Origin of the sequence: Geomonas subterranea, assembly GCF_019063845.1 — a bacterium.
Taxonomy (GTDB): Bacteria; Desulfobacterota; Desulfuromonadia; order Geobacterales; family Geobacteraceae; genus Geomonas; species Geomonas subterranea.
Window position 1 is genome coordinate 1104323 of record NZ_CP077683.1, and the last position, 21833, is coordinate 1126155.

20 protein-coding genes and 1 riboswitch are annotated in these 21833 nt (G+C 62.4%); of the genes, 13 read left to right on the forward strand and 7 right to left on the reverse strand.

Features of this window, described 5'->3' with window-relative positions:
* Nucleotides 1-3: 3 nt before the first annotated feature.
* The 7 genes from KP001_RS04825 (at nt 4) to gltX (ending at nt 5762) form a co-directional block, all read left to right on the forward strand.
* On the forward strand, nt 4-429 hold the full coding sequence (locus tag KP001_RS04825) for an FtsB family cell division protein (RefSeq protein WP_217288436.1): 426 nt from the start codon (nt 4-6) through the stop codon (nt 427-429).
* A gap of 33 nt (nt 430-462) precedes the next feature.
* A complete protein-coding gene (locus KP001_RS04830; protein WP_183346272.1) occupies nt 463-633 on the forward strand; it encodes a hypothetical protein in 171 nt (56 codons plus the stop codon).
* The gene (argS, locus tag KP001_RS04835; protein ID WP_217288437.1) at nt 630-2294 is read left to right on the forward strand and encodes an arginine--tRNA ligase; all 1665 of its coding nucleotides are present in this window, start codon (nt 630-632) and stop codon (nt 2292-2294) included. Before KP001_RS04830 ends, argS begins: the two co-directional genes overlap by 4 nt.
* 9 nt (nt 2295-2303) lie before the next feature.
* Nucleotides 2304-3098: an SPOR domain-containing protein gene (locus KP001_RS04840; RefSeq protein WP_217288438.1), complete on the forward strand. Its 795-nt coding sequence runs from the start codon at nt 2304-2306 to the stop codon at nt 3096-3098.
* 67 nt (nt 3099-3165) lie between these two features.
* A complete protein-coding gene (locus tag KP001_RS04845; protein WP_217288439.1) occupies nt 3166-4008 on the forward strand; it encodes a response regulator in 843 nt (280 codons plus the stop codon).
* An 80-nt stretch (nt 4009-4088) separates the two neighbouring features.
* Nucleotides 4089-4274, forward strand: a complete 186-nt coding sequence (locus tag KP001_RS04850; protein ID WP_217288440.1) for a DNA gyrase inhibitor YacG — start codon at nt 4089-4091, stop codon at nt 4272-4274.
* An 81-nt stretch (nt 4275-4355) separates the two neighbouring features.
* Nucleotides 4356-5762, forward strand: a complete 1407-nt coding sequence (gene gltX / locus KP001_RS04855) for a glutamate--tRNA ligase (protein ID WP_217288441.1) — start codon at nt 4356-4358, stop codon at nt 5760-5762.
* 145 nt (nt 5763-5907) lie between these two features.
* Here gltX and fdxA read toward each other — a convergent pair whose 3' ends face one another.
* Complete coding sequence (fdxA, locus tag KP001_RS04860) at nt 5908-6078, reverse strand: 4Fe-4S ferredoxin (protein ID WP_129126239.1); 171 nt, start codon at nt 6076-6078, stop codon at nt 5908-5910.
* A gap of 229 nt (nt 6079-6307) precedes the next feature.
* On the opposite strand from fdxA, the gene KP001_RS04865 reads away from it, so the two are divergent.
* Entirely contained in the window at nt 6308-7573 is a 1266-nt protein-coding gene (locus tag KP001_RS04865) for an acetate kinase (RefSeq protein WP_217288442.1), read from the forward strand.
* A gap of 90 nt (nt 7574-7663) precedes the next feature.
* Here the strand turns inward: KP001_RS04865 and pta are convergent, their stop codons facing one another.
* From pta to KP001_RS04885, 4 genes are all read right to left on the reverse strand, one after another.
* On the reverse strand, nt 7664-8665 hold the full coding sequence (gene pta, locus KP001_RS04870) for a phosphate acetyltransferase (RefSeq protein ID WP_217288443.1): 1002 nt from the start codon (nt 8663-8665) through the stop codon (nt 7664-7666).
* A gap of 91 nt (nt 8666-8756) precedes the next feature.
* Nucleotides 8757-9254: a MogA/MoaB family molybdenum cofactor biosynthesis protein gene (locus tag KP001_RS04875; RefSeq protein ID WP_217288444.1), complete on the reverse strand. Its 498-nt coding sequence runs from the start codon at nt 9252-9254 to the stop codon at nt 8757-8759.
* 93 nt (nt 9255-9347) lie between these two features.
* Complete coding sequence (moaC, locus tag KP001_RS04880) at nt 9348-9824, reverse strand: cyclic pyranopterin monophosphate synthase MoaC (RefSeq protein WP_217288445.1); 477 nt, start codon at nt 9822-9824, stop codon at nt 9348-9350.
* 1 nt (nt 9825) lies between these two features.
* Nucleotides 9826-11037, reverse strand: coding sequence for a molybdopterin molybdotransferase MoeA (locus KP001_RS04885; RefSeq protein ID WP_217288446.1), 1212 nt, complete (start codon nt 11035-11037; stop codon nt 9826-9828).
* Nucleotides 11038-11105: 68 nt separating this feature from the next.
* A riboswitch (molybdenum cofactor riboswitch) is annotated at nt 11106-11226 on the reverse strand.
* 321 nt (nt 11227-11547) lie between these two features.
* Between KP001_RS04885 and moaA the strand changes: the two genes are divergently transcribed.
* On the forward strand, nt 11548-12528 hold the full coding sequence (gene moaA / locus KP001_RS04890) for a GTP 3',8-cyclase MoaA (RefSeq protein WP_217288447.1): 981 nt from the start codon (nt 11548-11550) through the stop codon (nt 12526-12528).
* 15 nt (nt 12529-12543) lie between these two features.
* On the forward strand, nt 12544-12972 hold the full coding sequence (locus tag KP001_RS04895) for an MOSC domain-containing protein (RefSeq protein ID WP_217288448.1): 429 nt from the start codon (nt 12544-12546) through the stop codon (nt 12970-12972).
* 167 nt (nt 12973-13139) lie between these two features.
* Here the strand turns inward: KP001_RS04895 and KP001_RS04900 are convergent, their stop codons facing one another.
* Complete coding sequence (locus KP001_RS04900; protein WP_217288449.1) at nt 13140-15128, reverse strand: cache domain-containing protein; 1989 nt, start codon at nt 15126-15128, stop codon at nt 13140-13142.
* Nucleotides 15125-16489, reverse strand: coding sequence for a sigma-54-dependent transcriptional regulator (locus tag KP001_RS04905; protein WP_217288450.1), 1365 nt, complete (start codon nt 16487-16489; stop codon nt 15125-15127). The genes KP001_RS04900 and KP001_RS04905 overlap by 4 nt, the downstream gene beginning before the upstream one ends.
* Nucleotides 16490-16758: 269 nt before the next feature.
* Between KP001_RS04905 and fdnG the strand changes: the two genes are divergently transcribed.
* The 3 genes from fdnG to nrfD are packed head-to-tail and all read left to right on the forward strand — an operon-like array spanning nt 16759 to nt 21827.
* Entirely contained in the window at nt 16759-19788 is a 3030-nt protein-coding gene (fdnG, locus tag KP001_RS04910; RefSeq protein ID WP_217288451.1) for a formate dehydrogenase-N subunit alpha, read from the forward strand.
* Complete coding sequence (locus KP001_RS04915) at nt 19785-20624, forward strand: 4Fe-4S dicluster domain-containing protein (RefSeq protein ID WP_216498883.1); 840 nt, start codon at nt 19785-19787, stop codon at nt 20622-20624. The genes fdnG and KP001_RS04915 overlap by 4 nt, the downstream gene beginning before the upstream one ends.
* On the forward strand, nt 20625-21827 hold the full coding sequence (gene nrfD, locus KP001_RS04920) for an NrfD/PsrC family molybdoenzyme membrane anchor subunit (RefSeq protein WP_217288452.1): 1203 nt from the start codon (nt 20625-20627) through the stop codon (nt 21825-21827).
* Nucleotides 21828-21833: the final 6 nt, after the last annotated feature.

A 21833-nucleotide genomic window follows, 5' to 3' on the forward strand; every position in this document is an offset into this window, starting at 1 on the left:
CGCATGCAGAAACGATTTTTTCTGATACCCGGCGCAGCGATCATCTTCATCCTCTGCTTCACCGTCTTTGGTGACCGGGGACTGCTGCGCATCAACCACCTGCATCGCGACCTCGACGACACCCAGAAACGCCTGAACGAACTGAAAGAGGAAAACGACAAGCTGAAGCGGGAGATCGCCGCTTTGCAATCGGACCGGCGCTACCTGGAGAGCATCGCCCGGCGCGACTTCGGCCTGGTGCGCGGCAACGAGGTGATCTACCAGTTCCCCGGCGCGGGGAAGGGGGGGGCAAACGCAACCGGTTCGCAGGGTGCGGCTGCTCAAGACGTGGGGGCGAAAACGGCCCCGGTGCAAGCGCCTGCGGCGGCACCTGCGGGGGCACCAGGCGGCGCGACACGTCCGGCGCAGTCCGCCCCATCCGGCAGGTAACAGGCCCCACAGGGGCATTGTGAGGGAAAACGTATGACTCAGGCTGGAAAGCAGCACTGCGTGGTTTGCGCCTGGCGCGAACACTGCTCCAAGAAATTCTGCGTGCCCGACGGCGGCGCCCGCTGCCCGGACTTCACACGCGACGTGACCATAAAACCCGTGCCCGACGCGGAAAAGGATAAGGAAAGGGAGGAGAAGATATGAAGGAGCAGCTGCGCGCATGCATCCTGAAGGGAATCGAGGGGTGTTTCGCCGACGGCACGCTCACCTCTGGTGTTGTCCCGGCCATCAGCGTGGAGAAGCCGGCGCACGCCGAGCATGGAGATTTCGCCACCAACGTCGCCATGCAGATGGCCAAGCAGGAACGCAAGGCACCCCGCGCCGTGGCCGAGGCCCTGGTCAAGAAGCTCGCCGAGGCTTCCGACCTGATCGAGTCGGTAGAGATAGCGGGTCCCGGCTTCATCAACTTCTTCGTCAAGGACAGCGCATGGAGGAAGGTCCTCACCGGGATCGACCGCGCCGGTGACGAGTACGGCAAGAGCAAGGTGGGCGCGGGCAGGAAGGTGCAAGTCGAGTTCGTCAGCGCGAACCCCACAGGACCGCTGCACATCGGCCATGGCCGTGGCGCCGCGACCGGGGACGCCGTCGCTTCGCTTCTCTCCGCCGCAGGTTTCGACGTGCAGCGCGAGTACTACATCAACGATGCCGGGAACCAGATGAACACCCTGGGGCTCTCCGGCCTTTTGCGTTACAAGGAGCTTTTGGGCGAGAAGATCGATTTCCCCGAGAACTGCTACCAGGGTGACTACATAAAGGACATCGCCCGGGATGCCATCGCCAAGCACGGTGACCGCTTCCTCAAAGCACCCCAGGAGGAGGGGGTCGCCTTCTTCGCCAAGATGGGCGGTGACCTGATCCTCAAGGGGATCGATGACGACCTGCAGGACTTCGGCATCCGCTTCGACAACTGGTTCTCGGAGCAGTCCCTGTTCGACGACGGGAAAGTCACCACGGCGATCGCCGAGATGCAGGAGAAGGGGCACATCTACGAGCAGGAGGGTGCGCTCTGGTTCAAAACCACCGCCTTCGGTGACGACAAGGACCGCGTCGTGGTCAGAAGCAACGGCGTCACCACCTACTTCGCTTCCGACATCGCCTACCACCGCGATAAATACGCGCGCGGCTTCGACTGGGTCATCGACGTCTGGGGCGCCGACCACCACGGCTACGTTCCCCGGCTGAAGAGCGTGGTGCAGGGGCTTGGGCGCGACGCCGACGACCTCGGCATCATCCTGGTACAGCTCGTCTCGCTTTTGCGCGACGGCCAGCCGGTGGCGATGTCCACCAGGAGTGGCGAGTTCGTCACCCTCAAGGAGGTTGTCGACGAAGTAGGTCGCGACTCGGCCCGCTTCTTCTTCCTGATGCGCCGCTCGGACAGCCAGCTCGACTTCGACCTCGAACTCGCCAAGCGTCAGAGTAACGACAATCCGGTCTACTACGTGCAGTACGCCCACGCGAGGATCAGGAGCATCTTCGATACCGCCAGGGAGCGCGGCGTGGAGCCGGATTTCGGCAACGTGCGCCTTGAGCTTTTGGAAAGCGCGGACGACATGAGCCTCATCAAGAAGCTCTCGCTCTACCCGGAGATCCTGGAAGGGGCGGCGGTTAACTTCGAGCCGCACCGTATCACTTACTACCTGCAGGACCTCGCCGGCGAGTTCCACAGCTTTTACAACAAGAGCAGGGTGATCACGCCGGAGGAGCCGGAACTTACCCAGGCCCGTCTGTTCCTGCTGCACTGCGTCGCGGTCACGCTGAAGAACGCGCTGACCGTGCTCGGGATCTCGGCTCCGGAGAGGATGTAGGAGGGGCGCATGCGGCTTGACTACAGCGAGAAGATGAAGGCGGTCAGGGAGAGCGCTGAGCGCGCCAAACCCGTGCAGAAGAACCGCCCGCGGCGTGAGCCGATCGGCACCTTCGCGGTGGTCGGCCTGCTGCTGCTCATCATTGGATACGGCGCCGGCGTGTTGACCGGATGGTTCCTGTTCAAGGGGAAGGTCGACCCGAAGGCACTCGCTGCCGCACAGGCCGCTGCCCAGCCCAAAGCGCAGACCGCCGCCACGCCGCAGGCCGCTGCGCCGGCTCAACCCGGTCAGCCGGTGCAGCCCGCTCCCGATGTCCCGCTCACCTTCTACAAGACCCTTCCTTCGGGCGGGAAGGGGGCTATGGGAAGCGGCATCAACACCAAGCTTCCGGAGGTGCAGTCGAAAGCCGCCACCGCCGCTTCCGCCTCAACGGCGACGCCGGTCCCCGCATCGGCACCCGCAAAGCCCGCCGCTGCCGCTGCAGCGGTCACGGCGAGCGAGAACAAGCCCCCTGAGAAGTCGGCCGACAAGGGCGCGGAATCGGCAGGAGACAAGCCGGCAGCCGAAAAGCAGGGGGGCGAGGCGCGTTACCTGGTGCAGGTGGCGTCCTATAAGGAGAGGAAAGAGGCCGACGCGGTGCGCGCCAAACTGGTCGCGAAGGGGGTAGCCGCTTACCTCGTGGAGTCAAAGCTTCAGGACAAGGGGGTGTGGTACCGTATCAGGGTTGGCCGGCACCTCTCGAAGCAGGAAGCACAACAGTTGGCGGTGAAGGTTGGGAGCGGGGCGACGGTGGTCGCGGAATAGCTTTTTAGCCCCCGGAATGGTTTTTTTTCTCCCCGAGCTACAGTTAACCCCGGGATGGGGAGTTCCTATGGAAAAACGTAAAAAGCTGGGCGAAATATTCATCGACAACGGCCTCCTTACCGACAAAACGGTGGAGCGCATGCTGGCGCTCTCCAAGAAGCTCGGCAAGCGCTTCGGTACCGTCTTGGAGGACCTTGAGCTGGTCAGCGGCGAAGAGCTGGCCCACGCCCTTGCCTCGCAGTACGGCTGCCGTGTCGCCAGCAACTTTGCCGGCTACAGCTTCTCCGCGCAACTGCTGAGGACCATACCTGTCGATGTGGCGATGCAGAACCACATTTTTCCGCTCAAGCTGGACGAGAAGCGGCTTGCGCTCGCCATGGCGGACCCCACCGATACCAGGGTGGTGCGCAACATCTCGGCCAATCTCGGGCTGACCATAACCCCCTTCATCGCCACCAGGAAGGAGATCTACGCCGCCATCTGCAAGAACTACCTGCAGAAGGAGGTATGCAGCGCCGCCGCCCACACGGTTTTGGTGGTCGAGGATGACAAGCTGATAGGGACCATGTTCGCCGACTTCCTTGGGCGTGAAGGGTTCCGCGTCATTCAGGCCGCCGACGGGCTTGAGGCATACAAGGCGGTCCTGACCGAGAAGCCGCACGTGGTGCTCACCGACCTGATGATGCCCAAGCTGGACGGCTTCGGGCTCTTCGATGCGCTGCGCAGCGTCCCAGATCTGAGTTCGATCCCCGTCATACTGATCACCAGTTCGCTGCAACCCGAGGACGAGGTGAAGGCCTTCGAGAAAGGGTTCTTCGATTTCATCGAGAAGCCGGTTCGCGAGGAGACCCTGATCACGCGCGTAAAGAGGGCGTTGCAGTTCCGGGAGCGCACGTACCAGTTGAGTTGATCGCCTGCGCCGCAATCCGACCAGAACCATTCACCCTCCAGCCCCGTCGGGCGCTGGAGGTATTTATTTGAGGAAACACCATGTGCGCCATACAGACCGTCAAGTGCCCGCACTGCCGCAAGGAGGCCCCTTTGGCGGGGAACCCCCATCGCCCGTTCTGCTCCGAGCGCTGCAAGATGATCGACCTCGGCACCTGGGCCAGCGAAGGGTACCGCATCCCGGGGGAGAAGGCTCCGCAGCACGAAGACGACGGGGACGATGAGTAAGCCGGTCGCACCGGCCGGACTTTTTACCACACAACATTTTATTGCAGCCCTGCAATGATCAAAGCAGCAAAGGAGCCTTTCATGTCAGAAGTACGTCTCCGTTTCGCCCCGAGCCCGACCGGTTACCTTCACGTTGGAGGGGCGCGCACGGCGCTTTTCAACTGGCTTTTGGCCAGGAAGCAGCACGGTACCTTCGTACTCAGGATCGAGGACACCGACGTGACCCGCTCGACCCAGGAGTCGGTCGACGCCATCTTCGAAGGGATGAAGTGGCTGGCTTTTGACTGGGACGAGGGCCCCTTCTTCCAGTCCGATTACTTCCCGGTCTACAAGGAGTACATCGACAAACTGGTCGCCGAAGGAAAGGCGTACAAGTGCTACTGCAGCGTCGAGGAATTGGAGGCCAAGCGCGAGAAGGCGCTCAAGGAAGGGGGGAAGCCGAAGTACGACGGCACCTGCCGCGACCTTCCTCCCCAGGAGGACGACGGGCGTCCCTACGTGATCCGTTTCAGGACCCCCAAGGAGGGGGCCACCACCTGGAACGACCTGATCAAGGGGAAGGTCTCCTTTGAGAACGCGGAACTCGACGACCTCATCATCCAGCGCACCGACGGCACCCCGACCTACAACTTCGTCGTGGTTGTCGATGACGTCGTCATGAGGATGACCACCGTGATCCGCGGCGATGACCACGTCAACAACACCCCGCGCCAGATACTTATCTACCAGGCGCTCGGTGCGCCGGTCCCGGTGTTCGCGCACGTGCCGATGATCCTCGGCGCCGACAAGGCCCGTCTCTCCAAGCGGCACGGCGCCACCTCCGTCATGGCCTACCGCGACATGGGCTTTCTCCCGGAGGCGATGGTCAACTACCTGGTCCGCCTCGGCTGGAGCTACGGCGACGAGGAGATCTTCTCTCTGCAGGACCTGATCGAGAAATTCTCCATCGAGAACGTCGGTCGCTCGGCTGGTGTCTTCAATCCTGAAAAGCTTTTGTGGCTTAACGCCCACTACATAAAGACCGGTGACCCGGTGCGTCTGGCCGGCCTTCTGATACCGTTTTTGAAGGAGCGCGGCGTGGATCCCGCCCAGGGGGGACCGGACCTGGTTGCCGTGATCAAGACCCTGCAGGAGCGCGCCAAGACCATGCTGGAACTCGCCGACGGGGCGCTGTTCTACTACAGGGACGAGCTCTCCTACGACGAGCAGGGCGTGGCGAAGGCGTACAACGCCGACACCCCGGCGCTGCTCACCGCCCTGGCCGAGAAGCTTGCGGCCCTGCCGCAACTCGACCAGGCGCACATCGAGCAGGCCTTCAAGGAGCTGATGGCCGAGAAGGGGATCAAGCTGGGTCAGGTCGGTCCCGCCGTGCGCCTCGCCCTTTCCGGCACGACCGCCTCTCCCGGCATCTACGAGATGATCGAGGTGCTCGGCCTGGCCGAGACCAAAAAGCGCATCGAGCGCGCCATTTCCCTGCTGGCGAAGTAGCCGGAACGGGGAGGGGGTTGAAAAGAAAAGGAGGGCGCCCGGGGGCGCCCTCCTTTTTGGTTCCTTGCTGCAAAAAATGAGGCCTGCAGCGGACGAGCCGGCTGCAGGCCATGGCATTACATGTTTCTTTTGGTGCGGTTGCTGATTAGGCCGGGGAGATTGCGGACACCGGGCAGGTGTCTACGCAAGCGCCGCAGTCAATGCAGGTATCCGCAGCGATCGCCCTCTTGCTGCCAGCCTCGCTGATAGCGTTGACCGGGCAGGAATCGTCGCAGGCGCCGCAGTTGATGCATTCGTCGCTGATGGTATGTGCCAAAGTATTCACCTCCTTCACCTGGAGTTAAAGTTGACGTGGAAACTAGCACAGCGCTGGCAAAAAGTCCACCATAAAGCTGTAGACAATAAACTCCTAATCGGGAGAAAAATCTTGAACTGCGGCCCACTCTCCTGTATATATAAAAAGAGGTTTTATTTGCGTACTTTTTGTCTGGTGTGGATCTTCCTCGTATCACTGGGCAAACTACAATCACGGGGGATGCTAATCGATGGATATTCTGGCACTTAACTGCGGGAGTTCTTCTGTAAAATACCAGTTGTTTGACTGGGATAAAAAAGTGGTTGTGGCAAAGGGGATGGTGGAGCGCGTGGTGATCGGTGACTCCTTCATCCTGCACGAGGTCCCCGGGCGCGAGACCTACCGTGAAGACTCCGACTGCCCGGACCACAAGACCGCAGTTGACCTGATCCTGAGAACCCTTACTTCCCCGTCCCATGGCGTCCTCCAGGACATCAAGCAGATCGCCGCGGTCGGTCACCGCGTGGTGCACGGCGGCGAGAAGTTCACCAAGTCCGTTCTGATCGACGACGAGGTGCTCGCAGCGGTCACCGAGGTGCAGCACCTCGCTCCGCTGCACAACCCGCCCAACATCGCCGGCATCGAAGGCGCGATGGCCGTGCTCCCCGGCGTGCCGCAGATTGCCATCTTCGATACGGCGTTTCATCAAACCATGCCCGAGCACGCCTACCTCTACCCGCTGCCGTACGAGTGGTACGAGAAGTACGGCGTACGCCGCTATGGCTTCCACGGCACCTCTCACCTCTACGTCTCCAAGCGTATCGCCGCCATCCTGGGCAAGCCCGCCAACCAGTGCAACGTCATCACCATGCACATAGGCAACGGCGTCTCCCACTGTGCCATCAAAAACGGCGTGTCGGTCGACACCAGCATGGGGCTCACCCCGCTGGAAGGCGCCATGATGGGTACCCGCTGCGGCGATATCGACCCCGCCATCCCCGCGTTCATGATGCAGAAGGAGAACCTTTCCGCAAAGGAGATCGACTCCATCCTGAACAAGAAGAGCGGCGTCATCGGCATCACCGGCCGCTTCACCGACCGCCGCGACGTGATCGAGAACGCCAACGGCGGAGACCGTCTCTGTGCGCTGGCGCTGGACATCGAGGCCTACCGTCTCAAGAAGTACATCGGGACCTACATGGCCGTCGTGGGGAGGCTGGATGCGGTCGTCTTCACCGCCGGGGTAGGGGAGATGGGGGCGCCGATCAGGGAACGTGCCATCTCCGGACTTGAGCACCTGGGTATAGTACTGGACAAGGAGCGCAACGCGTCAGCCATGACCAGGAAGCGCGAGACGCTGATCACCACCGACGACTCGCCGGTCAAGGTGTACGTCATCCCGACGGACGAGGAACTTGTCTTCACCGAGGACGTCGCCGCCATACTGGACGGCACCTACACCGATCACATGAACTTCGAGTACAGCTTCTCCAGGCCCGACTTCGTCAGGAAGTAGGGACTGCAGGGCGCAAGACAGCAAAAAGGCCGGCGGGGCAACCCCGCCGGCCTTTCTTGTTTTTAGCGTCAGTCGGACCAGTCGGACCTGTTAGCCTTGCGCCTGGACTGCGGTGATGGCGGTGACGTCCACGATGTCCTGCACGGAGCAGCCGCGGGAAAGGTCGTTGACCGGCTTGGCCAGCCCCTGGATCACCGGGCCGATGGCCTTGGCGCCGGCCAGACGCTCGACCAGTTTGTAGGCGATATTGCCGGCATCGAGGGTGGGGAACACGAGCACGTTGGCCTTGCCGGCGACGCCGCTCCCGGGGGCCTTCTTGGCGCCGACCGCGGGGATCAGGGCGGCGTCTGCCTGCAGCTCACCGTCGATGGAGAGTTCCGGATCCATCCCCTTGGCGATTTCCAGCGCCTTCAGCACTTTGTCGGCATCCTGGTGACTTGCGCTTCCCTTGGTGGAAAAGGAGAGCATGGCGACGCGCGCCGGCACGTCGAGGAAGGACTTGCAGTTTCTCGCGGTGGCGATGGCGATCTCGGCGAGAGCCTGGGCGTCGGGGTTGGGGTTGACAGCGCAGTCGGCGAAGAGGATCACGCCGTTCTCGCCGAAATTGGGCGTCTGGGTGGCCATCAGGAAGAAGGAGGAAACGGTCTTGATGCCGGGTGCGGGCCCCACGGTCTGGAAGGCGGCGCGCAGCACGTCGCCGGTGGTGCCGGTCGCGCCGGCTACCTCGCCGTCGGCGTCACCCTCTCGCACCATCATCCCGGCGAAATAGAGGTTGTCGGGTGCGGTCAGCATCTCCTGGGCCTGCTGGGGGGTGAGCCCCTTGGACTTCCTCAGTTCCACGAGCTTACCGACGTAGGCGTCGAGCTTGGGCGAAGTGGCGGGGTCCACCAGTTCCACGCCGGCGAGGTTGATCCCTTTGGCAGCGGCCGCCGCCTGGATCGCATCCGGCTTGCCCAAAAGCACGATCTTGGCCAAACCTTGTTCCACGATCTGTTGCGCGGCGAAGAGCATCCTCTCGTCGTAGCTCTCCGGCAGGACCACCGTCTTGAGTTTCGATTTCGCCTTGTCGTGAATCTGCTTAACCAACGGCATGAGCATTCCTCCGTAATTGAATTATAAAACCGTGTTAGGTTATATAACCCAGCAGGCGGGATCGGTCAATAAAAAAGCCGTCGTCCGGGGCTTAGCGGGAGATAGGTGTTCCGCACTCCTCGGGGTCCCCCTGCAGTTTGGCGACCGCATGCGGCACCGCTGCCCACACGAAGCCGATGTTTTCGGTGGCGCCTTTGGGGCTGCCTGGGAGGTTGATGATCAGGGTGTTCTTCCGGATGCCGGCGACGGCGCGGGAGATGATGGCGTGCGGGGTCTTCTTTAGGCTTTCCATGCGCATCACCTCGCTGAAGCCGGGGAGCAGCCGCTCCACCACGCGTTCGGTTGCCTCAGGGGTGACGTCGCGCGGCGAGACGCCGGTGCCGCCGGTGGTGAGGATGAGGTCGTAGAGGCCGCTGTCGGCCCATTCGATGAGCTTTTCTGAGATGAGGGCGCCCTCGTCGGGGATGACGCCGGTGCAGGTGACCGTGACGCCGCGTTCTTCGAGCCAGGCCCGCAGGGCGGGCCCGCTGCCGTCGGCACGCTCGCCGGTGGAACAGCGGTCGCTGAGGGTGAGAATTGCTGCACGCATGGTGGTGGCTCCTTTATCTGGCGGGCGGTCCGACAGGTCCGACTGGTCCGACTGGTCCGACTGGTCCGACTGGTCCGACGCCGCGGGACTGGATTATTGTTCGCGCTTGAAGACGCCGCTCTTGCCGCCTTCCTTGTAGTGCAGCTTCACGTCGGAGATGACGATCCCCTTGTCCGTCCCCTTGCACATGTCGTACACGGTGAGCGCGGCTACCGTGGCGGCAGTCATGGCTTCCATCTCCACGCCGGTGCGCTCGAAGGCACGCACGGTGGCCATGACGCCGATGGTCCCTTCGGCTTCGTCCACGTCGAACTCTATGGCAACGTGGTGAATGGCGAGCGGGTGGGAGAGCGGAATCAGGTCAGGGGTCTTCTTGGCGCCGGCGATTCCGGCGAGCCTCGCCACGCCGAGGACATCCCCCTTGGCCATCCTTCCGGACACGATGGAGTGAACGGTTTCCGGCTTCAGGGTCAGCACGGCGCCTGCTACGGCGGTGCGCATGGTCGGGGTCTTCTGGCTTACGTCGACCATGATGGCGTTGCCGCTGGCGTCAAAGTGGTTGAACGACATGTTAAACCTCCATTTCCAAAGTGGGGTCGAGCAGGTGCAGATCTACTTCCGCACCGGCGGCGAACTCGGTCGCTTCCGCCGGGAGGATGGCCAGCGCGTTGCAGCGCAGCATGGTCTTCAGTATTCCGGTGTTCTGATCGCCGGAGGTGCTGGCTATATAGCGCCCCCCCTCGATGGCGACGTGGACGCGCAGGAAATTAACCTTGCCGGCTTTCTTGCGGACCCCTTCTTTCAGGACGCCGCGCACGGTGCGGCGGAACACCTTCTCGTGCCCCATCATGCGCAGGATCGCCGGGCGGGCGAACTCCTCGAAGGTGATCATGGTGGAGACCGGGTTGCCGGGGAGGGAGAAGACCGGGACGTTCCCCTTCATGCCGAAGGCGGTGGGGCCGCCGGGCTTGATGCCCGGCTTCCAGAACTGCTCCACGACGCCCAGTTCCGCCAGGACTTCACGCACGAGGTCGCGGTCTCCGGCGGAGACCCCTGCCGACGTGATCAGGACGTCCGCCTTCAGTCCCTCGGAGAGCAGGGCGCGGTGGCTCTCCCTGTCGTCGCGGGCGATGCCGAGTATCACCGGTTCGGCGCCGCAGAGCTTGATGGCGGTGGCGAGCGCAAGGGTGTTGCTGTTCACGATCTGGCTCTCCCTGGGCTCGGTGCCGACCTCGACCAGCTCGTCACCGGTGGAGAGGATGGCCACCCGCACCTTGCGGTAAACAGGCACCAGCACCGTTGAGAAAGAGGCCATAAGGCTCACCTGGGGCGCACCGATCACGGTTCCCCGTGGCATGATCGTCTCGCCGCCGTGCACGTCCTCGCCCTGGAACCGGATGTGGTCGTGCTTTTTCACCTGTTGCAGCAGCTTCACGCTCTCCGCCGTGTTCTCGGTCTCCTCTATCGGGACGACCGCATCGGCCCCCGGCGGGATGGGGGCACCGGTCATGATCCGCGCGGCGCACCCCGGCGTCACCGCGTCCCCGGAGCTGACGCCCGCGGGGATGTAGTCGGTGACCTTAAGGACGGTCCCCGGCGCGCAGTCGGCGCTCCTGACGGCGAACCCGTCCATGGCGGAGTTGTCCCAGCGCGGCATGTCCGTCGGCGCCACGTACTCCTCGGCCAGCACCCTTCCTGCCGCCGCCAGCAGCAGCACCCTTTCCACACCGGCGGGCGCCACCTTCTCGATCACCATGCGCCTGGCTGCCTCGTAGTTTGTCATTTGTTTCCCCTGGTAATGGCGATATAGAAAAAGGCCCGACCTCCGGTAAGGAAGAGGGGCCCGTGCGCTCGTGCGGCGGTGCTTCTCCTTTCCAAGAGGGAGGCGGTGCCGTTTCCGGCAGCACCCATCGGTCGCGGCGCCCTGGGGAATTTTCCCGGTAGACGGCGCGGCTCGGAGATGTTCTGCATATTTTCACAAATCCATAGCATATTTGGCACCAAATAAACAATTATTTTAGGTTAAGGGGCCCAGCACCCTGACCTCAATGCCTCTCTAAGTCGCGCCGCAATCGCAGTTTCCCCGTTGCTTTAGGTACAAAGGCGCAGCCGTATACTTTCCGGTTTCCGCCGGCGCGCCGGCTCGGGTGGCTTCATTAAAGTGGTTGCTTTCCATTTGACAAACGGAGTATCGTTTTGCAGAGTGTGCATGGTGAAATGGCTGCAAAGACCCGCACCAACGGCGGTTTCGTTGCCACTTTTCACCACAATTATCTGTTTTTACGAGAAAGTCATGTCCTTAATCGATACGTACGGCAGGCGCATCAATTACCTTCGTCTCTCGGTCACCGACCGCTGCAACTTACGCTGCAGCTACTGCATGCCCGAAGAGGGGGTGGAGAAGCTGAGCCATTGCGAGATGCTCTCCTACGAGGACCTGCTCAGGATCTCCGCGGAAGCGGTGGCCGCCGGGATAGAGAAGATCCGGGTGACCGGTGGCGAGCCGCTGGTCCGCAAGGGTATTCTCGGTTTCCTGGCCGAACTGGCCGCGCTGCCGGGCCTGAAAGAACTGGTCCTGACCACCAACGGCCTCCTCTTGAAGGAGATGGCCCAGGGGCTGAGAGATGCCGGGGTGCAGAGGCTCAACGTGAGCCTCGACTCGCTCAAGCCCGAAACCTTCGCCGCCATCACCCGCGGGGGTGAACTGCAGCGGGTTCTGGACGGGCTCGAGGAGGCGGAGCGGGTCGGTTTCCCGCCGCACAAGATCAACGTGGTGGTGATGCGCGGGGTGAACGACGACGAGATCCTCGATTTCGTGGGGCTGACCCTTAAGCGCCCCTACGCGGTCCGCTTCATCGAGTACATGCCCACCTGCGGCGACGCGGACTGGCGCGACCGCACAGTCCCCGGTGCCGAGATCAGGGAGCGCATCGCCCGGGAGTACGCCATAGAGGAGAGCACCAACAGCGAGCGCTCCGGCCCTTCCAAGAACTTCCGGGTCCAGGGTGCGCCTGGGTCGCTGGGGATCATCACCGCCATGACCGGGCACTTCTGCGACGGCTGCAACCGCCTGCGGGTGACCGCCTCCGGCGTCGCCAAGGGGTGCCTGTTCTCCGGGGCAGGGGTCGACCTGAAGCCGGTGCTGGCGACGGGTGACGACGGGCTGTTGCGCACCGAAATCAGGCGCATCGTCGCGGCCAAACCGGGGCGCCATGAAGTGACCGATGAAGGAGTCGAAACCAAACCTTTCGCCATGTCCCGCGTGGGTGGCTGAAAAAAAGGAGAACGCATGATCGGGAAGATAATCGCCGTCAATATCAGCAAGAACAAGGGAGAGAGGAAGACCCCGGTACCCGAGGTCACCCTGCGCGAGGAGCACGGGATCGTCGGAGACGGCCATGCCGGCGACTGGCACCGCCAGGTGAGCCTGTTGGCCCAGGAGAGCATCGCCAAGATGCAGGCGCTCGGGCTGGACGTGAAGGAAGGGGACTTCGCCGAGAACATCACCACCGAAGGGGTCGACCTGGTGAGCCTCCCCATCGGCGCCAAGATCGAGCTGGGGGAGACCCTCCTCGAGGTGACCCAGATCGGGAAGGAATGCCACACCCGCTGTGCCATCTATTACCAGGCCGGCGACTGCGTCATGCCCAAAGAAGGGATCTTCGCCAGGGTGCTGAAGGGAGGGGTAGTAAGGCCGGGGGATAAGGTGGTGGTGTAGGGCTGGCGGCTGCGGGGGACGGTGGTGGTGCCGGCTGCTGAGAACTGGCGTGCACGCTTTTGGTGGACGACATGGACCCGGTGGACCTGGTGGACGCTGTGGACCTGCAAGAATTTGAAAACTGAACGGCCGCGAGGCGCTTTGCGCTCGCGGCCATTTTTTTCTGCTCAGTGCTCGCAGGGGAGCAGCACAGTGAAGCTGCTCCCGCGACCGGGCACGCTTTCCACGTCGATGCAGCCGCCGTGCTCCCTTATGATGCCGTAACTCACGGACAACCCGAGCCCGGTGCCGTTGGCCTTGGTGGTGTAGAAGGGGTTGAATACCTGCCTCAAGTTTTCCAGCTGGATGCCGACCCCGGTGTCGGAAATCTTCACCTCGTAATGGTCGCCGCTTCCCACCGGAGCGCTCCTGATGCAGAGCGCGCCCCCTTGCGGCATGGCCTGCACCGCGTTCAGGATCAGGTTGGTGAACACCTGCCGCAGCTGGTCCTCGTCACCCTCGATCACGGCCGTCTCCTCCGCGTATAACTCCAGCACCTCGATCCCCTCCAGGGAGACCTGGTGTCCCAATTGCCCCACTATCTCGTGTAAAAGCTCGTTCAGCCGCACCTCGCCGCGCTCCATCTGCTCGCGCCGGGCGAATTTCAACAGGTTCGAGACGATCCGCTCCACCCGTTTCACCTGCTGAAAAATGGTGTCCACTTCCTCCCGGTTCGGCGCATCCTCGGGGACCGAGAGCTGTAAAAGCTCGGTGTTGCCCCGGATGATGGCCATGGGGTTGTTGATCTCATGGGCGACCCCGGCTGCCAGTTCACCGATCGCCGCCAGCTTCTCCACCCGCACCAGTTCCTCGCGCGTCTGCACCAGGAGCCGGTTCTTCTCCTCCAGTTCCGCGGTCCTCAGTTGCACCTTCTGCTCCAGGTTCCGGTTCAGCTCGATGATGCTGTCTTCGCGCTCGGCAAGGGACTGGCTCATGTCGTTGAAGCGCTCGGCCAGGTCGCCGATTTCGTCGCGCGAGTCGATGTTGCTCTTGACGTCCCTCTCGCCCGCCGCCACCCGCCGGGTCAACAGCTCAAGTTCCTTGATCGGTTGCGCAAGCTTCCGCCCGAGAAAACCCGCCATGGAGACCCCGGTCAGCCCGCTCAGAAGCAGCACGAAGCTTAAAAGGACGGCCATGTCGGTCTTTACCGCAGAGTAGTGACTCTCCAGCATCCCCACGTAGAGCGCACCGATCGGCACGCCCTGCAGCGACAGGATCGGCTCGTATGCCGTCAGGTGCCAGTCGTTCACCACGAAGGCCCTCCCGACCCACTTGGCGCCCTTCAGCAGCACGCGGTCGTAAACCGGCGCAGAGAGCTTGGTCCCGATGGCGCGGCTGCCGTCGGTATTGGGGACGTTGGTGGCGATCCTCACGTCCCCCTGGAAGATGGTTGAATTACCCACGTCCCGGCCGTTGGACTTGGCCCCCTCGTAGACCACGTTCTTAATCTTGTCGACGAGCTTCTTGTTGTTGTTCAGGAGAACTCCGCCGTAGAGGGCACCGACGACGTTGCCCGCGGGGTCGCGCACCGGGGCGGCCACGAAAAGGAACATGGCGCCGTTGAGCGGGGCAGGGGGGGTGGGGTCGGAGCGGGTTCCGGTCACGGTGACATGCGCCTGCCGCACCAGTTCCTCCCCCTCCAGGGCCAGTTCGCCGGTCGGGATGATGGTGGTCCCGCTCACCAGTTCCCCCTTGAGCGCGCGCGCCACGAACTGGTTGCGCAGTTTCTCGTCGCCGAACTGCCGGGGGTTGTTGGCGCGGAAGATGACCTTCCCGGAGGCGTCGACCGCCGCCAGGATGTCAAGGTGCTCGCTTTTGCGCACCGGGGCCAGGGTGGCGGCAAGCGCGTGCTGGTCGGCGGCCGCCACGGTCTCGGCCGTCCTGCCGAAAGAGGCGGAGAGCTTCACCGCATCGTAGAGCCGGGTCAACTCGTTCAGGTACGCCTCGCGCGCCACGGAGAGGTCGTAACGCACCTTCTCCTGTGCCTGCGCTGCTACCTTGGCGCTCAGGATAAAAACGCCGGCCATCCAGCAGATCAGGATGGCGATCCCCAGCGGGATCAGCGTCGCGACCGTCAGCTTGGTCTTGATGGGGAAACGGAGCCTGGGGATATTCATGAGGGGATGGCGATCCCGTATTCGGCGATCTTGCGGTCCAGCGTCTTGCGGGATATGCCGAGTATCTCCGCGGAGCGGCTCTTGTGGTAGCCGGTACCGAGCAGGGTCCGCTCGATGTGCACCTTCTCCATGTTTTCCAGCGAGACGAGCTGCGGCTCGGGGGGGGGCGCGACCTTTTGCTGACGGCGCCAGATGGGGAGCTCCTTGGGGGTCACCAGCGGCGTCCGGGCGAGGATCACGGCGCGCTCCATGACGTTTTCCAGCTCGCGGATGTTGCCGGGCCAGTCGTAGCCGCACAGGATCAGCAGCGCCTCCGGCGTCACGCCGGTTACCTCCTTCTTCATCTTGAGGCTGTATTTTTTCAGGAAATGCTGGGCCAGCGGCTCGATGTCGTCCTTTCTCTCGCGCAGGGGGGGGAAGGGGATGTTGATCACGTTCAGGCGATAGTAGAGGTCCTCGCGGAACCTCCCGGCGCGCACCTCCTCCTCGAGGTCCTTGTTGGTGGCGGCGACGAAGCGGATGTCGGCGCTCTTGCTGCGGGTGGCGCCGACCGGGATGAAGTCGCGCTCCTGGATCACGCGCAAAAGCTTCGCCTGGATGGGGAGGCTCATGTCGCCGATCTCGTCCATGAACAGGGTGCCGCCGTCGGCCTCCTCCAGGAGCCCCTTCTGGTGCGTTATGGCGCCGGTGAAAGCGCCGCGCACGTGCCCGAAGAGCTGGCTCTCCAAAAGGGTCTCGGTGAGGGCGGCGCAGTTTATGGAGAGGAAGCGGCGCTCGCGCCGGGGGCTGTTGTAGTGGATGGCACCCGCGATGAGTTCCTTGCCGGTGCCGGATTCGCCGAGCACCAGTATGTTCGCCTCGCTGGCGGCGACCTGGAGGGTGAGGTCGTAGGTCTCCTGGAACACGGCGCTTCTGAAGATGATGGCGTCCTGCAGGATGGGTTTGCCGATCTCCGATTTGAGCGCCCGGTTTTCCTGCAGGAGCTGCTCCTTCTCCAGGGCGTTTTTCAGGACGCTCAGGATCTTCTCCTTCGGGAACGGTTTGGTGACGTAATCGTAGGCCCCGAGCTTGATGGCCTCCACCGCGGCGTCGATGGTGCCGAACGCGGTCATGATGATGATCGGGAGCGAGGGACGGAGCTGCTTCACCTCCTGCAGTACGCTGATGCCGTCGAGATCCGGCATCCTGACGTCCTGAAGGATCAAATCCGCGTCCCCGGGGTCCCCCTCGCGCAGGCGGCGCAAAAGCAGCGAGCCGGCGTTGAAGGTCTCCACCAGGTACCCCTGGGTCTGCAACAGCTTCTTCAGGTAGATGAGGATCCCTTCCTCGTCGTCGCAGATGAGAATTCTTTCTTGTGTCATTTTGGGGCGTTCCTCGCTTCTTTCCCGCGCCGTTGCTGGGGGGCGCGTCTTGGACAAAATGTCACACATTTTGACAAAAAGACGCAATTGTTAATTAAAGTTAACGTTAATGAAAATCCCGGTTGGCGCAGACAACATTATCATTTCGGATGTTTACGGTACACAACTATTTTTATAGTAAACGTTTACGCGCTGGCATGGCAATTGCCGTATACGCGGTGCTTATCCGGCGTCGACGACGTTTATCATGGAAAAAGGAGAGATTCAACATGGCAGTTTCACGACGTGAGTTTCTGCAGGGGGGGGCGGCGGCAGCGGCGCTGATCCTCTCCGGCAAAAAAGCGGAAGCGGGCGGCGCAGACGCCCCGCAGATGCGGACCAAGGGGCTGAAAAGCTCGACCACCATCTGTCCTTTCTGCGCGGTAGGTTGCGGGCTTGTGGTGCATACCAAGAACGGCAAGATCGTGAACATCGAGGGGGACACCCAGCACCCGATTAACCAGGGTGCGCTCTGCTCGAAGGGTAGCGCGCTGTTCCAGGTGGCCAACAACGAGCGCCGCCTGCAGAAGGTGATGTACCGCGCCCCCGGCAGCGACAAGTTCGAAGAGAAGTCGTGGGACTGGGCCCTGGAGCGCATCGCGCAGAAGATGAAGGAGACGCGCGACAAGTCCTTCAAGGCGAAAGAGATCAACAAGAAGGACAACAAGGAGTACGTGGTCAACCGCACCGAAGGGATGGCATTCCTCGGCGGCGCCGGTCTCGACAACGAGGAGTGCTACCTCTGGAGCAAGTTCGCCCGCTCCATGGGGGTCGCGAACCTCGAACACCAAGCCCGAATATGACACTCCGCTACAGTCGCCGGTCTGGCGGCTTCGTTTGGACGTGGGGCAATGACCAACCACTGGATCGACCTGAGAAACGCTGACGCGATCCTCGCCATCGGCTGCAACCCGGCCGAGAATCACCCGATTTCCATGAAATGGATCGAGGCGGCCATGGATCAGGGCGGCAAGCTGATCGCCGTCGATCCCCGCTTCACCAGGACCGCCTCCAAGGCGGACCACTACGCGCAGATCCGTCCGGGCACCGACATCGCCTTCCTGGGCGGCATGATCAACTACGCCCTCCAGAACAACATGATTCACGAGGAGTACGTGCGCGAGTACACCAACGCGGCCTTCATCGTGAACGAGAAGTACGACTTCAACGAAGGGATCTTCTGCTCCTTCGACGACCAGGAGAAGACCTACGACCCGAAGGCCTGGGCCTACGCGGTCGACGGTTCCGGCAACCCCAAGCGCGACCACAGCCTCAAGGACCCGCGCTGCGTGTTCCAGCTCCTGAAAAAGCACTACTCCCGCTACACCGTGGAGATGGTCTGCTCCATCACCGGCACCAAGAAGGAAGACTACATCGCCGTCGCCAAGGCCTTCTGCTCCACCGGCCGCGCCGACAAGGCGGGTACCATCCTTTACGCGATGGGTATCACCCAGTCCACCCACGGCACCCAGAACGTCCGCGCTACCGCCATGCTGCAGATGCTTCTGGGTAACATCGGCATCGCCGGTGGCGGCGTCAACGCGCTCCGCGGCGAGTCCAACGTCCAGGGTTCCTCAGATTACGGTCTGCTTTTCCACCTGCTACCGGGTTACCTGAAGTCGCCCGAGTTCGACAACGTCGACCTCAAGTCCTACCTCGAGAAATGGACTCCTAAGACCAAGGATCCGAAGAGCGCCAACTGGTGGGGCAACACCCCGAAGTACACCGTGAGCCTCCTGAAAGCCTGGTACGGCGACAACGCCACCAAGGAAAATGGTTTCTGCTACGACTACCTCCCCAAGAGAAGCGGCAACTACTCGTTCATGAAGCTGATGGAGAAGATGGGTAAGGGCGAGCTGCAGGGCCTGGTCTGCATGGGCCAGAATCCGGCCGTGGGCGGCCCGGATTCGTTGAAGACCCGCGAGGCGCTCGGCAAGCTGGACTGGCTCGTCACCGTCGACCTCTGGGAGACCGAGACCTCGATCTTCTGGAAGCGCCCCGGCGTCAACCCGAAGGACATCAAGACTGAGGTTTTCATGCTGCCGGCAGCCTCTTCCGTCGAGAAGGAAGGCTCCATCTCCAACTCCGGCCGCTGGGCCCAGTGGCGCTACAAGGCCGCCGAGCCGGTCGGTGACGCGAAGAGCGACCTCTGGATCATCAACCAGTTTGCCACCCGCGTGAAGAAGGCTTACGAAAAAGGCGGCGCCTTCCCCGAGCCGATCACCAAGCTCTCCTGGAACTACGGCAAGGGCGAGGAGCCGGAAGTGCATATGGTGGCCAAGGAGATCAACGGCTACTTCACCAAGGACATGACCATCGTCGACAAGGACAAGACCCTGGAGTTCAAGGCAGGTGACCAGGTCCCGATGTTCAAGTACCTCCAGGACGACGGCTCCACCGTCTCCGGCTGCTGGATCTACTGCGGCTCCTACACCAAGGAAGGGAACCAGATGGCGCGCCGCGACCTGGCCGACCCGACTGGTCTGGGCATGTACCCCAAGTGGTCCTGGTGCTGGCCGGTCAACCGTCGCATCATCTACAACCGCGGTTCGGTCAACCCGGACGGCGTACCGTTCAACCCCAAGCGCGTGGTCATCACCTGGGATGCCCTGGAGAAGAAATGGAAGGGCGACGTGCCCGACGGTCCCTGGCCACCGATGAACGACGCCAAGGAAGGGAAATATCCCTTCATCATGCTGCCTGAAGGTCACGGTCGCCTCTACGCCCTGGACATGAAGGACGGTCCGTTCCCCGAGCATTACGAGCCGGTGGAGAGCCCGGCCAAGAACCTCATGTCCAAGACCCAGACCAACCCGGCCGTGAAGATCCCGGCCAACATGTCGAGCGACACGGCCAAGTTCCCGTTCGTCGGCACCACCTACAGGATGACCGAGCACTGGCAGGCAGGCGCCATGACCCGTTCACTCCCCTGGCTGGTGGAACTGGTCCCGACCATGTTCGTGGAGATCTCCCAGACGCTGGCACGTGCCAAAGGCATCAGCAACGGCGACATGGTCAAGGTAACCACCGAGCGCGGTTCCATTGAGGCGAAGGCCCTGGTCACTTCCAGGCTGAAGCCGTTCAACGTGCAGGGGAAAGAGGTTGAGCAGGTCGGTCTCCCCTGGCACTTCGGTTATGCAGGTCTTGCTACCGGCGACTCCGGCAACGTCCTTACGCCGTCGGTCGGTTGCGCGAACACAAGCATCCCCGAGTTCAAGGCATTCCTCTGCAACATCGAGAAAGGGGGTAAACGCGCATGAGCAGCGAGAACCAAGACTTCAACAAAAGCAAAGCATTTTTGATCGACATGACCAAGTGCACCGGCTGCCGCGGCTGCCAGGTCGCCTGCAAGCAGTGGAACCAGCTGGGCGCCGAGAAGACCGAGTTCTTCACCGGCGAAGGCTACCAGAACCCGCCGCTCATGTCGGAATACACCTTTACCCGCATCAAGTTCCGGGACTACGAGAAGAACGGGCAGAACGAGTTCGCCTTCTACAAAGAGATGTGCATGCACTGCAACGAGCCTGCCTGCGCATCCGTCTGCCCGGTAGGCGCCTTCAAGAAGACCAAGGAAGGCCCGGTCACCTATGACGCGGAACGCTGCATCGGCTGCCGCTTCTGCATGGTAGCCTGCCCGTTCGGGGTGCCCAAGTACGAGTGGAGCAAGGCCCTGCCGCTGGTGAGAAAGTGCACCGGCTGCTACTCCAGGGTGAAGGAAGGGCTGAAGCCTGCCTGCGCTACCACCTGCGTCTCCGCCATCACCTACGGCAACCGCGAGGAGATGATCAAGGAAGCCAACAAGAGGATCGCGGCTCGTCCCGAGAAGTACCTGAAGAAGCTCTACGGCTCGGAAGAGGCGGGCGGCACCTCGGTCATCTACCTGACCGCGCTCCCCTTCGACGAGCTCGGCTTCAAGCCGGTCACCAAGCGTCCGCTCCCGTCCTACACCTGGCAGGCGCTGCGCCTGGTCCCGGGCATCTTCCTCACCGTCGGCAGCTCGCTGTCGCTGCTTTCCTGGTTCAACCACAGGAAGGAGAGGATCGCCAAGGAAGAGGAGCAGAGAAAATCCGGCGCTACGCCGAAGGAGGAGAGCTAGATGACCGCTGCAAAGATAATCGTTAACGAGATCAAGGGCTACCACCGCTTCGTTAAGTTCCTGATCGTCCTGGTGGCTCTGGGCGCACTCGCCTCCCTGGCCCGTTTCGTGTTCGGTCTGGGCGTCACCACAAACCTGAACGACACCTTCCCTTGGGGGCTCTGGATCTCCTTCGACGTCGTCACCGCCGTACCTCTGGCGGCTGGTGCCTTCACCCTCGGGGCCATCGTGCACTGCTTCCACATCAAGAAGCTCGAGCCGCTGGTGCGCCCGGCCATCGTGACCGGCTTCCTCGGCTACTCCCTGGTCTGCGTCGGCCTCCTGCTCGACCTCGGCCAGCCGCAGCGCTGCTGGCACACCATGGTGTACTGGAACCCGCACTCCCCGATGTTCGAGGTTTCCATGTGCATCGCCGCCTACACCACGGTGCTCTTCCTCGAGTTCCTGTCGCCGGTGTGCGAGAAGTTCGGTTACCACGTGCCGCTGCGCCTTCTGCGCACCATCGAGATGCCGCTGGTGGTCGCGGCGGCCTCCATCTCGACCCTGCACCAGTCGTCGCTCGGCACCTTCTTCCTGATCGCGGTCGACAAGCTGCACAGCCTCTGGTACAACCCGCTGCTGCCGCTTCTGTTCTGGCTCTCCGCTATGTGCGCCGGCATCTCCATCATCATCGTGGAGGCCACCATGAGCCACAAGTACATGGGGCAGCCGGACGAGAGCGAACTGCTCGAGACCCTGGCCAAGATCCTTCCCTGGGTCATCACGGTGTACCTGACCGTGAAGGTGTTCTCCCTGGTGGCACTCACCCAGGGGCCGCTCTTCAACCGTCCCGGCCTGCTGGTGCTCTTCGTCGTCGAAGTCGCGGTAGGTGTCCTGCTGCCGCTGGTCATGCTCATGAACGGCAACGTGCGTGAGAACAACCGTCTGCGCGCCACCGCCGCCTGGCTGGTGATCGCAGGCGTCATCCTGAACCGCTTCAACGTCTCCATGTTCGGCATGGAGGCTCCGGGAACCTTCTACTACCCCTCCTTCCTGGAGTCCGTGGTAACCATCGGCATCATCGCGGCGCACATCCTGTTCTTCGTGCTGATCGCGAAGTACTTCCCGATCTTCGAGCACCATCCCGAGACCGTCGACTACTCGATCCCGGACCACTTCCGCAAAACCGAGAAAGGCCATGCTCACGGTGCGGCCAAGGCGTAGTGGAAG